Annotated in this window: 10 protein-coding genes and 1 tRNA gene; 2 read left to right on the forward strand and 9 right to left on the reverse strand. The window is 67.6% G+C overall.

Translation table 11 applies throughout. The features are described from left to right. Window positions 1-75: 75 nt before the first annotated feature. Window positions 76-3,954 (reverse strand): DNA-directed RNA polymerase subunit beta', encoded by a 3,879-nt coding sequence (locus tag EXU32_RS12160; protein ID WP_130630142.1) that lies wholly within the window; start codon window positions 3,952-3,954, stop codon window positions 76-78. 138 nt (window positions 3,955-4,092) lie between these two features. Next, window positions 4,093-7,575: a DNA-directed RNA polymerase subunit beta gene (rpoB, locus tag EXU32_RS12165; RefSeq protein WP_130630143.1), complete on the reverse strand. Its 3,483-nt coding sequence runs from the start codon at window positions 7,573-7,575 to the stop codon at window positions 4,093-4,095. A gap of 358 nt (window positions 7,576-7,933) precedes the next feature. Here rpoB and EXU32_RS12170 point away from each other — a divergent pair, with 358 nt between their 5' ends. Then, window positions 7,934-9,190, forward strand: a complete 1,257-nt coding sequence (locus EXU32_RS12170) for a phospholipase D-like domain-containing protein (RefSeq protein WP_130630144.1) — start codon at window positions 7,934-7,936, stop codon at window positions 9,188-9,190. Window positions 9,191-9,320: 130 nt separating this feature from the next. Here the strand turns inward: EXU32_RS12170 and rplL are convergent, their stop codons facing one another. The 7 genes from rplL to EXU32_RS12205 all read right to left on the reverse strand — a co-directional run bounded on the left by rplL (window position 9,321) and on the right by EXU32_RS12205 (window position 13,482). Further along, a complete protein-coding gene (gene rplL / locus EXU32_RS12175; protein ID WP_130630145.1) occupies window positions 9,321-9,707 on the reverse strand; it encodes a 50S ribosomal protein L7/L12 in 387 nt (128 codons plus the stop codon). 70 nt (window positions 9,708-9,777) lie between these two features. Further along, window positions 9,778-10,383 carry a 50S ribosomal protein L10 gene (gene rplJ, locus EXU32_RS12180; protein ID WP_130630146.1) on the reverse strand — a complete coding sequence of 202 codons (606 nt, stop codon included), beginning with the start codon at window positions 10,381-10,383 and terminating at the stop codon, window positions 9,778-9,780. 334 nt (window positions 10,384-10,717) lie between these two features. Then, complete coding sequence (rplA, locus tag EXU32_RS12185) at window positions 10,718-11,458, reverse strand: 50S ribosomal protein L1 (RefSeq protein WP_130630147.1); 741 nt, start codon at window positions 11,456-11,458, stop codon at window positions 10,718-10,720. Between the two features lie 71 nt (window positions 11,459-11,529). Then, window positions 11,530-11,967, reverse strand: coding sequence for a 50S ribosomal protein L11 (gene rplK / locus EXU32_RS12190; protein WP_130630148.1), 438 nt, complete (start codon window positions 11,965-11,967; stop codon window positions 11,530-11,532). Window positions 11,968-12,137: 170 nt separating this feature from the next. Further along, window positions 12,138-13,028, reverse strand: a complete 891-nt coding sequence (gene nusG, locus EXU32_RS12195; RefSeq protein WP_130630149.1) for a transcription termination/antitermination protein NusG — start codon at window positions 13,026-13,028, stop codon at window positions 12,138-12,140. A gap of 70 nt (window positions 13,029-13,098) precedes the next feature. Continuing rightward, window positions 13,099-13,371, reverse strand: a complete 273-nt coding sequence (gene secE / locus EXU32_RS12200) for a preprotein translocase subunit SecE (protein ID WP_165399664.1) — start codon at window positions 13,369-13,371, stop codon at window positions 13,099-13,101. 38 nt (window positions 13,372-13,409) lie between these two features. Then, window positions 13,410-13,482 (reverse strand) — tRNA-Trp (locus EXU32_RS12205). 156 nt (window positions 13,483-13,638) lie between these two features. On the opposite strand from EXU32_RS12205, the gene EXU32_RS12210 reads away from it, so the two are divergent. Continuing rightward, a complete protein-coding gene (locus EXU32_RS12210; RefSeq protein WP_165399665.1) occupies window positions 13,639-14,943 on the forward strand; it encodes an aminotransferase class I/II-fold pyridoxal phosphate-dependent enzyme in 1,305 nt (434 codons plus the stop codon).

A 14,943-nucleotide genomic window follows, 5' to 3' on the forward strand; every position in this document is an offset into this window, starting at 1 on the left:
ACCACCCGGCGATGTCGGAGCATGACGAAGGGGGTGCCACCGCGATCGCGGTGACACCCCCTCGAGCGAGTCGGCTCAGACGTCCAGGTCGAGGTCGTCGAGACGGATCGCCTCGCCGGACCCCGGACCGAAGACCGGGTACGCGTACTCGTCGTAGTTGGGCAGCGAGTACATCGCGGCCTTGGCCTCCTCGGTGGGCTCGACGTCCACGTTGCGGTAGCGGGGCAGGCCCGTACCGGCGGGGATCAGCTTGCCGAGGATGACGTTCTCCTTCAGACCCAGCAGCGGGTCCGAGCGACCCTCCATCGCGGCCTCGGTGAGGACGCGGGTCGTCTCCTGGAAGGAGGCGGCGGAGAGCCAGGAGTCCGTGGCCAGCGAGGCCTTGGTGATCCCCATGAGCTCCGGGCGACCCGAGGCCGGGCGACCGCCCTCGGACACGACGCGACGGTTCTCGATCTCGAAGCGGGCGCGCTCGGCGAGCATGCCCGGCAGCAGACCGGTGTCGCCGGCCTCGAGGATCGTGATCCGGCGCAGCATCTGCCGCACGATGATCTCGATGTGCTTGTCGTGGATCGACACACCCTGCTGGCGGTAGACCTTCTGCACCTCGTCGACGAGGTGCTTCTGGGCGTGACGCGGGCCGAGGATGCGCAGGACCTGCTTGGGGTCGATGGCGCCCTGGGTCAGCTGGGTGCCGACGGTGACGCGCTCGCCGTCCTCGATGAGCAGGCGCGAACGCTTGCTCACGGGGTAGGCGTGCTCCTCGCCGTCGCGGTCGGCGACGAGCAGCAGACGACGACCCTTGTCGGTCTCCTCGATCGTGACGCGGCCGTCGGCCTCGGCGATCGGGGCGACACCCTTGGGGGTACGCGCCTCGAAGAGCTCGACGACACGCGGCAGACCCTGCGTGATGTCGTCACCGGCCACACCACCGGTGTGGAAGGTACGCATCGTCAGCTGGGTACCGGGCTCACCGATCGACTGGGCCGCGACGATGCCGACGGCCTCGCCGATGTCGACGAGCTGACCGGTGGCCAGGCTGCGCCCGTAGCACTTGGCGCAGGTGCCGACCTTGGACTCGCAGGTGAGCACCGAGCGGATCTTCACCTCGTCGACGCCGGCCTGGTAGAGCCGGTCGATGACGACGTCACCGAGGTCGGACCCGGCCTCGGCCAGGACTGCACCCTCGTGCTCGACCGCAGCGGCGACGCACCGGCCGTAGACGGTGAACTCGACCTCGTCGTGGATACGACGGGTGCCGGTCAGCTCGTCGTGCTGCGCGATCGGCATGGTCAGACCACGCTCGGTCCCGCAGTCGTCCTCGCGGACGATGACGTCCTGGGAGACGTCGACGAGACGACGCGTCAGGTAGCCGGAGTCGGCGGTACGAAGGGCGGTGTCGGCCAGACCCTTGCGAGCACCGTGCGTCGAGATGAAGAACTCGACGACGGACAGACCCTCACGGAAGTTCGTGCGGATCGGGCGAGGGATGATCTCGCCCTTCGGGTTGGCCATGAGGCCACGCATACCGGCGATCTGGCGCAGCTGGAACCAGTTACCACGAGCACCCGAGCTGACCATCCGATAGATCGGGTTGTCCTTCGGGAAGTTCTCCTGCATCTCGGTGGAGACCTCGTTGGTCGCCTGGGTCCAGATCTCGATCTGCTCCTGACGACGCTCGTCGTCGGTGATCAGACCGCGCTCGTACTGCTTCTGGACCTTGGTCGCCTTCTCCTCGTAGACCGCGAGGATCTCCGGCTTGCGCGGCGGGGTCACGACGTCGGACAGCGCGACCGTGGTGCCCGAGCGGGAGGCCCAGTGGAAACCGGCCTCCTTGAGGGCGTCCAGGGAGGCTGCGACCTGCACCTTGGTGTAGCGCTCGGCGAGGTCGTTGACGATCGTCGACAGACGCTTGCGGTCGACCGGCTCGTTGACGAAGGGGTAGTCCTCCGGCAGCGTGCCGTTGAACACCGCACGACCCAGGGTCGTCTCGGCCGTCCACTGCTTGATCAGGCCCTGCTCGTCGGGCTCGGCACCCTCGGGCAGCTGGCCGGCCGGGGGGACGATGTCCTCGAGGCGGACCCGGATCGGCGTGCCGATCTTGATCTCACCGGCGTCGAAGGCCATGCGGGCCTCGGACGTCGACGAGAAGGAGCGGGGACGCTCGGTCTCCAGCGGCACCTCGGAGGTGAGGTGGAAGAGACCGATGATCATGTCCTGGGTCGGCATCGTGACGGGGCGACCGTCAGCCGGCTTGAGGATGTTGTTGCTCGAGAGCATCAGGATCCGGGCCTCGGCCTGGGCCTCCGCGCTGAGCGGGAGGTGCACGGCCATCTGGTCACCGTCGAAGTCCGCGTTGAAGGCGGTGCAGACGAGCGGGTGGATCTGGATGGCCTTGCCCTCGATGAGCTGCGGCTCGAAGGCCTGGATGCCCAGACGGTGCAGCGTGGGCGCGCGGTTGAGCAGGACCGGGTGCTCGGTGATGACCTCTTCGAGGACGTCCCACACCACGGACCGGTGACGCTCGACCATGCGCTTGGCCGACTTGATGTTCTGGGCGTGGTCGAGGTCGACGAGCCGCTTCATGACGAAGGGCTTGAAGAGCTCGAGCGCCATGGCCTTGGGCAGACCGCACTGGTGCAGCTTCAGCTGCGGGCCGACGACGATGACCGAACGGCCCGAGTAGTCGACGCGCTTGCCGAGGAGGTTCTGGCGGAAGCGCCCCTGCTTGCCCTTGAGCATGTCGGAGAGCGACTTCAGCGGACGGTTGCCCGGTCCGGTGACCGCACGACCGCGACGACCGTTGTCGAAGAGGTTGTCGACGGCCTCCTGCAGCATCCGCTTCTCGTTGTTGACGATGATCTCGGGCGCGCCGAGGTCAAGCAGTCGCTTGAGACGGTTGTTGCGGTTGATGACACGGCGGTACAGGTCGTTGAGGTCGGAGGTCGCGAAGCGGCCACCGTCCAGCTGGACCATCGGGCGCAGGTCCGGCGGGATGACCGGGACGGCGTCCAGGACCATGCCCGCGGGCTTGTTGTCCGTGGTGAGGAAGGCGGTGACGACCTTGAGGCGCTTGAGCGCGCGGGTCTTCTTCTGCCCCTTGCCGGTCGCGATGATCTCGCGCAGCTTCTCGGACTCGGCCTGGAGGTCGAAGGTCTCCAGACGCTTCTGGATCGCCGCGGCACCCATGCCGCCCTCGAAGTACAGACCGAAGCGGTCACGCATCTCGCGGTAGAGGACCTCGTCGCCCTCGAGGTCCTGGACCTTGAGGTTCTTGAAGCGGTCCCAGACCTGCGCGAGACGCTCGACCTGAAGGTCGGCACGCTTGCGGATCTGGTTCATCTCGCGCTCGGCGGAGTCACGCACCTTGCGCTTGGCGTCGGACTTGGCGCCCTCGGCCTCGAGCTCGGCGATGTCCTTCTCGAGCTTCTGCGCGCGGGTCTCGACGTCCGCGTCGCGGCGGTTCTCGAGCTCCTTCTTCTCCGCGTCGATCTGCGCCTCGAGGGAGGGCAGGTCGGTGTGGCGCTGGTCCACGTCGACGCTGGTGATCATGTAGGCGGCGAAGTAGATGACCTTCTCGAGGTCCTTCGGCGCCAGGTCGAGCAGGTAGCCAAGGCGCGACGGGACGCCCTTGAAGTACCAGATGTGGGTGACGGGCGCAGCGAGCTCGATGTGACCCATGCGCTCACGGCGAACGCCGGCGCGGGTGACCTCGACGCCGCAGCGCTCGCAGATGATGCCCTTGAAGCGGACCCGCTTGTACTTGCCGCAGGAGCACTCCCAGTCCCGGGTGGGGCCGAAGATCCGCTCGCAGAAGAGGCCCTCCTTCTCGGGCTTCAGGGTGCGGTAGTTGATGGTTTCAGGCTTTTTGACCTCGCCGTGGCTCCAGTTGCGGATGTCTTCCGCGGAGGCCAGGCCGATGCGCAACTCGTCGAAGAAGTTGACGTCCAGCACGATGTGCTTCCTTCTCTCGTTCTCGAGGATGACTCGATAAGTTCTGTTGTCCGTGCGGCGGCGATGCGCCAGCACACGGACCGTGGGGAGGAGCGGACCGGGGGCTCGCGGGGCAGTGCCCGCGAGCCCCCCGGACCGTTAGACCTCCTCGACGCTGCTCGGCTCGCGCCGGGACAGGTCGATGCCGAGCTCTTCCGCCGCGCGGAAGACATCGTCCTCGCTGTCGCGCATCTCGATGGTGCCGCCCTCGGAGTTGAGGACCTCCACGTTGAGGCAGAGGGACTGCATCTCCTTGATGAGCACCTTGAAGGACTCAGGGATGCCGGGCTCCGGGATGTTCTCGCCCTTGACGATGGCCTCGTAGACCTTGACGCGACCGGTCACGTCGTCGGACTTGATCGTCAGGAGCTCCTGGAGCGCGTAGGAGGCGCCGTAGGCCTCGAGGGCCCACACCTCCATCTCGCCGAAGCGCTGACCACCGAACTGGGCCTTACCACCGAGCGGCTGCTGGGTGATCATCGAGTACGGCCCGGTGCTGCGCGCGTGGATCTTGTCGTCCACGAGGTGGTGCAGCTTCAGGATGTACATGTAGCCGACGGACACCGGGGCCGGGTACGGGTCACCGGTGCGGCCGTCGAAGAGGTTGGCCTTGCCGGAGCGGTCGATCAGGCGGACACCGTCACGCGTGGGCGTCGTCGAGTCCAGCAGACCCGCGATCTCGTGCTCGTCGGCACCGTCGAAGACGGGGCTGGCGACACGAGTGTCGGCCGGAGCCTCACGCGCGTCCTGCGGGATCATCGCCGCCCAGTCAGGGTTGCCGTCGATCTTCCACCCGCGGCTGGCTGCCCAACCCAAGTGCAGCTCCATGATCTGGCCGATGTTCATTCGACCGGGGACACCGAGCGGGTTGAGGATGACGTCGACCGGCGTGCCGTCCTCCATGAAGGGCATGTCCTCGACCGGGAGGATCTTGGAGATGACGCCCTTGTTGCCGTGGCGGCCGGCAAGCTTGTCACCGTCGGTGATCTTGCGCTTGTTGGCCACGTAGACGCGGACGAGCTGGTTGACGCCCGGGGGCAGCTCATCGCCCTCGTCCTTGTCGAAGACCTTGACCGCGATGACGGTCCCGGTCTCGCCGTGGGGCACCTTCATCGACGTGTCGCGGACCTCGCGGGCCTTCTCACCGAAGATGGCGCGCAGCAGGCGCTCCTCCGGGGTCAGCTCGGTCTCGCCCTTGGGCGTGACCTTGCCGACGAGAAGGTCGCCGTCGCGGACCTCGGCGCCGATGCGGATGATCCCGCGCTCGTCGAGGTCCGCGAGGACCTCCTCGGAGACGTTGGGGATGTCCCGGGTGATCTCCTCCGGGCCGAGCTTGGTGTCGCGGGCGTCGACCTCGTGCTCCTCGATGTGGATCGAGGAGAGGACGTCGTCCTGCACCAGACGCTGGCTGAGGATGATCGCGTCCTCGTAGTTGTAGCCCTCCCACGGCATGAAGGCCACGAGCAGGTTGCGACCCAGCGCCATCTCGCCACCGTCGGTGGCGGGACCATCGGCGATGAGCTGACCGGCCTCGACACGCTGTCCCTCGGACACCATGACGCGCTGGTTGTAGCTGTTGCCCTGGTTGGACCGGGTGAACTTCATCATCTTGTAGGTCTTGCTGCCGCCCTCGTCCTGCGTGACGGTGACGAGCTCGGCAGAGACCTCGGTGACGACGCCGGCCTTCTCGGCACGGACCACGTCACCGGAGTCGAGCGCGGCGCGGTACTCCATGCCGGTGCCCACGTAGGGGGCCTCGGCCTGGACCAACGGCACGGCCTGACGCTGCATGTTGGCGCCCATGAGCGCACGGTTGGCGTCGTCGTGCTCGAGGAAGGGGATCATCGCCGTCGCGGCCGAGACCATCTGGCGCGGCGAGACGTCCATGTAGTCGACGTCCTCGGCGGGGATCTGGTCGACCTCGCCACCCTTGGTGCGGGCGAGGACGCGCTCCTCGGCGAAGTTGCCGTCGTCGAGCAGGACGGCGTTGGCCTGGGCGACCACGACCTTGTCCTCCTCGTCCGCGGAGATGTAGTCGATGTCGTCGGTGACGCGACCGTCGACCACCTTGCGGTACGGGGTCTCGATGAAGCCGAAGGGGTTGATCCGCCCGTAGGACGCGAGCGAGCCGATCAGACCGATGTTGGGACCCTCAGGGGTCTCGATCGGGCACATGCGGCCGTAGTGCGACGGGTGGACGTCACGGACCTCCATCTGGGCGCGGTCACGGGAGATACCACCCGGGCCCAGCGCGTTGAGGCGACGCTTGTGCGTCAGCCCCGACAGAGGGTTGTTCTGGTCCATGAACTGCGACAGCTGGCTGGTGCCGAAGAACTCCTTGATGGAGGCGACGACCGGCCGGATGTTGATCAGGGTCTGCGGCGTGATGGCCTCGACGTCCTGGGTGGTCATCCGCTCGCGGACGACCCGCTCCATGCGGGAGAGCCCGGTGCGCACCTGGTTCTGGATGAGCTCGCCGACACTGCGCACCCGGCGGTTGCCGAAGTGGTCGATGTCGTCGGTCTCGACCGGCACCTCGAAGGGCTCGCCGTCACGCACACCCGGCAGGGTGCGCTGGTCGGCGTGCAGCGCGACCAGGTACTTGAGGGTCGCGACGATGTCCTCGAGCGTGAGCACGGAGGAGCTGAGGTCGGCCTCGAGGCCCAGCTTGCGGTTGACCTTGTAGCGACCGACCTTGGCCAGGTCGTAGCGCTTGGGGTTGAAGTAGAGGTTGTCGAGCAGGTTCTGCGCGGCCTCACGCGTCGGCGGCTCGCCGGGGCGCAGCTTGCGGTAGATGTCGAGCAGCGCGGCGTCCTGGTCCTCGACCGTGTCCTTCTCGAGGGTGGCGCGCATCGAGTCGTACTCGCCGAACTCCTCGAGGATCTCGGCGGTTGTCATGCCCAGCGCCTTGAGCAGGACGGTGACCGACTGCTTGCGCTTGCGGTCGACGCGCACGCCGACGAGGTCGCGCTTGTCGACCTCGAACTCGAGCCACGCACCGCGGCTCGGGATGACCTTGGTCGAGTAGATGTCCTTGTCGGACGTCTTGTCGGCGCTGCGCTCGAAGTAGACGCCCGGGCTGCGGACGAGCTGCGAGACGACGACGCGCTCGGTGCCGTTGATGATGAAGGTGCCGCGCTCGGTCATGAGCGGGAAGTCGCCCATGAAGACCGTCTGGCTCTTGATCTCGCCGGTCTCGGCGTTCATGAACTCGGCCGTGACGAAGAGGGGCGCGGAGTAGGTCTGGTCCCGCTCCTTGCACTCGTCGACGGAGTACTTGGGCTCTTCGAAGCGGCTCTCCCTGAAGGAGAGGCTCATCGAGCCGGAGAAGTCCTCGATGGGGGAGATCTCCTCGAAGATCTCCTCCAGTCCAGGACGCTCGGGGACGTCACGTCGACCGGCATCCAGAGCAGCGGCTACGCGCTCCTGCCACTTCTCGTTTCCGAGGAGCCAGTCAAAGCTCTCGGTCTGCAAGGCCAGGAGGTCGGGGACCTCCAGAGGCTCGCGGATCTTCGCGAAGGACAGACGGCCAGAAGCCGTCCGTGCGGTGGACATCGGGGAAGCGGTGCGCGAGGCAGCCAAGGATGGATCCTTCCACGGGCCTTGAGGGTCGGGCGGCGCTGCGGGGCTCCCGGTCGCACTCCGACGGGCACTCAACACACCTCGGCACTGAGGGGATTCGAGCGATCAGACGGAGTCACGGCAGGACTAAGGCAGCGCAAAGCGACAGCATAGTCCCAGAAACACACAAGTGTCCAACCCGGTCGGGCCGACGGCGCGACGGTGGTCAACGGCCCCTCGTCACGGGTGGTGACGGTGCCGGATCAATCGACGCCATGAGAATGGATCACGAGACGGACGACGTCAAGGCCCCCACTCGGCGGGTCGCAACCTCATCCGGCCCTGTGGACCTCCCTTCGTCTCGTCCTAGGGTGTGTCCATGGAGATCCGTGCCGTCCGTCGCCGTCGTCGCCGCCGCGACGTCCGTCGCATGGTGCGTCGGACCGCCGCCGGTGCGCTGACCACCCAGCTGGCCACTGTCGCAGGGCTGCTCGTCTTCGACAGCGTGCGACGCAAGGACCGCCCCGACCGGGAGTTCCCCCACCGTCTCGGCGAGCCCGTGCCGGTCGACGGTGGCGAGGTGCGCATCTACACCTTCGGCGAGCACCTCTTCGAGGACATGCTCGCCGACATCGAGGCGGCGACCGATCGCATCTACTTCGAGACCTACATCTGGAAGGGCGACGCCGTGGGGCGACGCTTCCGCCAGGCGCTGGTCGACGCCCACGAGCGCGGTGTCGACGTCTACATCGTCTTCGACACCTTCGCCAACCTCGTCGTGCCCAAGGACTTCTACAAGGGCCTCCCGACGGGCATCCACGTCAGGCGCCACCCCCTCGTGACCGGTGGCGCGAAGTTCCTCTTCCCGAGCCACTGGGGCCGCAACCACCGCAAGCTGCTCGTCGTCGACCGCACGGCCGCCTACCTCGGCGGCTACAACATCGGCCAGGACTACGCCAACCGCTGGCGGGACACCCATGCGCGCTACAGCGGCGACATGGTCGTCGAGCTGGAGAATGCCTTCGTCGACTACTGGAACCACTACGGCGGCCGGCCCGCGCTCCCCCAGCCGGCCCGGCGCACCTGGAGCCGCGAGATGCGGGTGCACCGCAACCTGCCCGCCGACATGGTCTACCCGATCCGCAACATGTACCTCGAGGCGATCGACCGCGCCGACACCCGCGTCTGGCTCACGACCGCCTACCTCATCCCCGACGACGCCTTCGTCCGCAGCCTCGTGCAGGCCGCGCAGCGCGGGGTCGACGTCCGGCTGATCGTCCCCCACTTCAGCAACCACATCGTCGCCGACTGGCTCAGCCGGGTGACCTACGAGCGCCTGCTGCAGGGAGGCGTGCGGCTGCTGCGCTTCGAGAACGCCATGGTGCACGCCAAGACCGCCACGATCGACGGCATCTGGTCGACGATCGGCACCGCCAACATCGACCGGCTGAGCCTGGCCGGCAACTACGAGGTCAACATGGAGATCCTCGACGCCGACGTCGCCCGACGCATGGAGGAGATCTTCGACCTCGACTCCGGCAACTGCACCGAGCTGACGCTCGACGAGTGGACGCGGCGCCCGCTCGCCGCTCGCGTCTCCGAGGGGATTCTCTCCCCCTGGCGCCCGCTGCTGTAGACGGCCCTTCGAGACGGCGCTGGCGCGCCTCCTCAGGGCGCGTGAGAGGCCCGCACGACGAAGGGCGGGTCGCACCGTGAGGTGCGACCCGCCCTTCGGCAGATCAGTGCCCGTCAGAGACGGGCGAAGATCACTTGAGCTCGACGGTGGCGCCAGCGCCCTCGAGGGCCTCCTTGGCCTTCGAGGCAGCGTCCTTGTCGACCTTCTCGAGGACGGGCTTGGGGGCGCCGTCAACGAGGTCCTTGGCCTCCTTGAGACCGAGGCTCGTGAGCGCGCGGACCTCCTTGATGACCTGGATCTTCTTGTCGCCAGCGGCGGTCAGGATGACGTCGAACTCGTCCTGCTCCTCCTCGGCGGCGGCCTCGCCACCACCAGCGGCGGGGGCACCCGCGACGGCAACCGGGGCCGCGGCGGTGACCTCGAAGGTCTCCTCGAACTGCTTCACGAACTCGGAGAGCTCGATGAGGGTCATTTCCTTGAAGGCCTCAAGGAGCTCGTCGGTGCTGAGCTTCGCCATGATGGGCGTCCTTTCGCAAACGTTTGTGCCGTGAGTGGCGTGTGTGTACTGCGGTCCGAGGCGGGTTGCCTCAGGCCTCGTCGCCACCCTCGGGGGTGGACTCGGTGGCGGGCGCGGCCTCGGCTGCGTCCTCCGGGGCGTCGGTCGAAACCGGGCCCTGCTCCTCGACCTTCGCGCGCAGCGCGTCGACGACGCGAGCCGTCTGCGCGAGCGGCGCGTTGAAGAGGTAAGCGGCCTGGGTGAGCTGAGCCTTCATGGCCCCAGCAAGCTTGCCCAGGAGAACCTCGCGCGACTCAAGCTTCGCGAGCTTCTCGATGTCCTCCGGCGTGAGCGGGTTCCCGTCCAGGAGCCCACCCTTGATCACCAGGAGGGGGTTGTCCTTGGCGAAGTCACGCAGACCCTTCGCGGCCTCGACGGGGTCGCCCTCGACGAAGGCGATCGCGTTGGGTCCGACGAGCTGGCCCTCGAAGGCGGACTCGACGCCCGCCTCCTTGGCAGCGCGCTCGGTCAGCGTGTTCTTCACCACGGAGTAGGTCGCGTTGCCACGGAGCTTGCTCCGCAGCTCTCCGAGCTGCGCCACGGTCAGACCGCGGTACTCCGTGATCACGGCCGCGGTCGACGTGCGGAACTTGTCCGCCATGTCGGCAATAGCGGCGTCCTTCTCGGCGTTCGCCATGCGGGCCTCCCTTCTCGTGTGGTACCACCGGGGCCCGAGACGAAAAAGGGAGCCCCGCGCAGGCACGGGACTCCGGGACGCCTCCACGAGGGGAAGCGTCGGTGTCAGTGTCCTGCGCTGGTCGCCCGCTCTCGCGGAACCTTCAGTCATCCCTGCGAGCAGTGATGACAACCGGCGGTCAATGGTCGTTGGTCAGCGTACGGCAGCCACACCTCGCCGACCAAATCGTGGACGACGAAGGGGGCTGCCCCCCTTCGCGGGAAGCAGCCCCCTCGGCCTCGAGATGCTTGCTGCGCAAGCTCCTCAGCCAGCGTGGTGCTGGGTGATCGTCAGATCAGGCGCCGGTGACCTGGTCGGCGGCGACCGGGGTGGCCTCGTCGAGCAGGTTCTTCACGCGGGTGCTGTCGAGCTGGATGCCCGGGCCCATGGTCGTGCTCAGCACGGCCTTGGTGATGTAGCGACCCTTGGAGGCGGAGGGCTTGAGGCGGAGGATCTCCTCGAGCGCGCTCTGGTAGTTCTCGACCAGCTTGGTCTCGTCGAAGCTCACCTTGCCGATGATGAAGTGCAGGTTGGCGTGCTTGTCGTTGCGGAACTCGATCTTGCCGCCCTTGATGTCCGTGACGGCCTTGGCCGTGTCCATCGTGACCGTGCCGGTCTTGGGGTTGGGCATGAGACCACGGGGACCGAGGACCTTGCCGAGACGACCGACCTTGCCCATGAGGTCCGGGGTGGCGACGACGGCGTCGAAGTCCATCCACCCGCCCTGGATCTTCTCGAGCAGGTCGTCCGAGCCGACGAAGTCGGCGCCGGCCTCACGGGCGGCGTCGGCCTTGTCGCCGTTGGCGAAGACGAGGACGCGGGCGGTCTTGCCCGTGCCGTGGGGCAGGTTGACCGTGCCGCGGACCATCTGGTCGGCCTTGCGGGGGTCGATGCCGAGACGGAAGACGACCTCGACGGTCTCGTCGTAGGACTTCTTGGCGCCGTCCTTGGCGAGGCGGATGGCCTCGAGGGGGGCGTAGGCCAGGTCCTGGTCGATCTTCTCTGCCGCGGCGCGGTAGCTCTTGCTGCGCTTCATGTGCTGCTCCTTGGTGGTGGTGGAGTCGTGGTGCGGACCAGCGCTGGCCCTCCCACGGGTGGTGCTTCGGGTCAGATCCCCGGGGTCTCGATGCCCATCTGACGAGCGGTGCCGGCGATGATCTTCATCGCGGCGTCGATGTCGTGGGCGTTGAGGTCAGGCATCTTGGTCTCGGCGATCTCGCGGACCTGGTCCTTGGTCAGCGAGGCGACCTTGACCTTGTGCGGCTCGCCCGATGCCTTCTTGACTCCGGCGGCCTTCTTGATCAGCTCGGAGGCCGGCGGGGTCTTGGTGATGAAGGTGAACGAGCGGTCCTCGTAGACCGTGATCTCGACCGGCACGACATTGCCGCGCATGTCCGCCGTGGCGTCGTTGTACGCCTTGACGAACTCCATGATGTTGACGCCGTGCTGGCCGAGGGCCGGGCCGACGGGCGGGGCCGGGGTGGCGGCGCCTGCCTGGATCTGGAGCTTGATGTAGCCGGAGACCTTCTTGCTCTTGGGGGGCATGCGGTGTTCCTACTTCCTGTTGGTGGGCCGACGCCGTGGGCGATGACCCGGTTGCATCACGAAGGCGAAGCCTTCGTGGTTGGTGCTCTTAAGTTGTGACCAACCCGACCATGCGGGGAGTTCGGGGGGCTCGGGGCGCAGGTCGCGCAGCGACCGTGAGCCCCGAGGGATCAGATCTTGGCGACCTGGTGGAAGCCGAGCTCGACCGGGGTCTCCCGGCCGAAGATGGAGACGAGGACCTTCAGCTTCTGGCTCTCCGGGATGATCTCGGAGATCGAGGCGGGCATCGTCTCGAAGGGGCCGTCCATGACCGTGACCGACTCACCGATCTCGAAGTCGACGTCCATCGCACTGGACGAACCAGCCTGCGCGGGCGCGCCACCACCGGTGGCGGCAGCGGCGGGCTTCTCGAGGTCGGTCGGCTTGATCATCGTGAAGACCTCGTCGAGGCTCAGCGGCACCGGGTCGTGGGCGTTGCCGACGAAGCCGGTAACACCGGGCGTGTGGCGCACGGCGCCCCAGGACTCGTCGGTCAGGTCCATGCGCACGAGGACGTAACCGGGCATGCGCGGCTGCTTGCGCACCTTCTTCTGGCCGGCCTTGATCTCGGTGACCTCGTCGATGGTGACAGCCACCTCGAAGATGTACTCCTCCATGTCGAGGTTGGCGACACGGGTCTCGAGGTTGTGCTTCACGCGGTTCTCGTAGCCCGCGTAGGTGTGGATGACGTACCAGTCGCCGAACTTGCTCGCCAGGTCGTCCTTGAACGCCTTGACCGGGTCCTCGGAGTCCTCGGGCAGGACGTCGCCGTCCTCGTCCGTGTCGTCCGTGTCGTCAGTGTCGGCCTGCGCGTCAGCGTCGACCTCGGAGGCGTCCTCGGCAGCGGCCTGCTCGGCGGCCGCCTCCGCGAGTGCCTCGTCGGCGGCGCGGGCGTCGTCGGCCTCCTGGGCAGAAGGGAGGTCAGCCGGCGGCTGCGCGGCGTGCTCGGCCTGCTCGGCGGCGACGACGCTCGAGGTGCCCTCATTTTCCTGGGGCTCGGGGGTCTGGGCCTGCTCGGACATGACCTGGTTCCTCACTTCGACTACTACGGCGGCGCAGGTGCGCGCCCGGACTGCGGTTGGTACGGCGGCGTCAGCCGCCGAACACCCAGAGCACGCCACGGGTGAAGACGGCGTCCAGGCCGGCGACGATGAGCATCATCACGGCCACGAAGACGATGACGACGAGCGTGTAGTTGATCAGCTCGGACCGCGTCGGTCGGACGACCTTGCGGAGCTCGTCGAGCACCTGGGCCAGGAAGAGGCCGATCGACCCGAAGAAGCGAGAGATCGGGTTGCCGCTCTTCGGTCCGCGCCGCGCGTTGGTCGGCTGCGCTCCGAGCTGGCTCACGTCGTCTCTTCTCATCCGGGATCACCTGGCTGCGCAACGGGTGTCGTGCAACGCAGGGCAGGAGGGACTCGAACCCCCAACCGCCGGTTTTGGAGACCGGTGCTCTACCAATTGAGCCACTGCCCTTCGGGAAGCCCTGTTGGGGCGGCTTCCCGGGTCGTCTTCCCCCTTCGTCTCCCACATGCGGGCATGACGGAGAGTCTGGTCGAAGTCAACCGAGGAGCCACTCTACGTCACGAAGGGCGCACACCGCGAACCAGCCGAAGGTGGAAGACTGTGCCCGTGACTTCGACGAACGCCGCTCGCCCCCTGTCCGACCTCAGCGCCGAGGAGCTCGACGCCCTCGCGTCCACCCAACGAGAGGCCCACGCGGCCCAGGCCGCCAAGGGCACCAAGCTCGACGTCACGCGGGGCAAGCCCAGCGCTGCCCAGCTCGACCTCGCCGACGCGATGCTCTCCCTCCCCTCCGCGACCAAGGACCGGGCCGGCACCGACGTGCGCAACTACGGCGGCCTGTCCGGCCTGACCGAGCTGCGCGAGATCTTCGCCGAGCTGCTCTGGGTCGAGCCCGAGCAGATCGTCGCGGGCGGCAACTCCTCGCTGACGATGATGCGTGACGTCCTCGTCGACCTGCTCCTCTTCGGCGCGATCGACTCCCCCCGCCCGTGGGCGAAGGAGGACAAGGTCACCTTCATCTGCCCGGTACCCGGCTACGACCGCCACTTCGGGCTCCTCGAGGACCTCGGCATCGAGATGGTCACCGTCCCCATGACCGACGAGGGCCCCGATGCCGACGAGGTCGCCCGTCTCGCCGCGTCGGACCCGTCGATCAAGGGCATGTGGATCGTCCCGACCTACGCCAACCCGACCGGCTCCGTCGTCACCCAGGAGATCGCCAGCCGGCTGGCCGCGATGGAGACCGCGGCCCCCGACTTCAAGATCTTCTGGGACAACGCCTACGCGGTCCACCACCTCACCGAGGACGAGGCCAAGAGCGCGGACGTCATCAGCCTCGCCTCCGGTGCCGGGCACCCGCACCGCGCGATCATGTTCGCCTCCACCTCCAAGATCACCTGGGCCGGCGCGGGCGTCGCCTTCCTGGCCTCCTCCGTCGAGCAGGTCGCCTGGTACCTGCAGCACCTCGGCAAGGGCTCGATCGGCCCGGACAAGGTCAACCAGCTGCGCCACGTGGAGTTCTTCGGCGATGCCGAGGGTGTGCGCGCCCACATGCGCCGGCACGCCGAGATCATCGCCCCCAAGTTCGCCGAGGTGGACCGGGTGCTCACCGAGCAGCTGGGCGGCCTCGGCATTGCGACGTGGAACCGACCGACCGGGGGCTACTTCGTCAACCTCGACGTCCTGCCGGGCACCGCCTCGCGCGTCGTCGCGCTGGCCAAGGAGGCCGGACTCTCCCTGACGCCGGCCGGCGCCTCCTTCCCGCACGGCGACGACCCGCAGGACACCAACATCCGACTGGCGCCGACCATGCCGCCGATGTCCGAGCTCACCGAGGCCATGGAGACGGTCGCCACGTGCGTCCTGATCGCCGCGGCCGAGAAGCTGGGCGGAACCCCCACCAAGGAGTGA

The sequence above is a fragment of the Janibacter limosus genome (genome assembly GCF_004295485.1).
GTDB classification, from domain to species: domain Bacteria; phylum Actinomycetota; class Actinomycetes; order Actinomycetales; family Dermatophilaceae; genus Janibacter; species Janibacter limosus_A.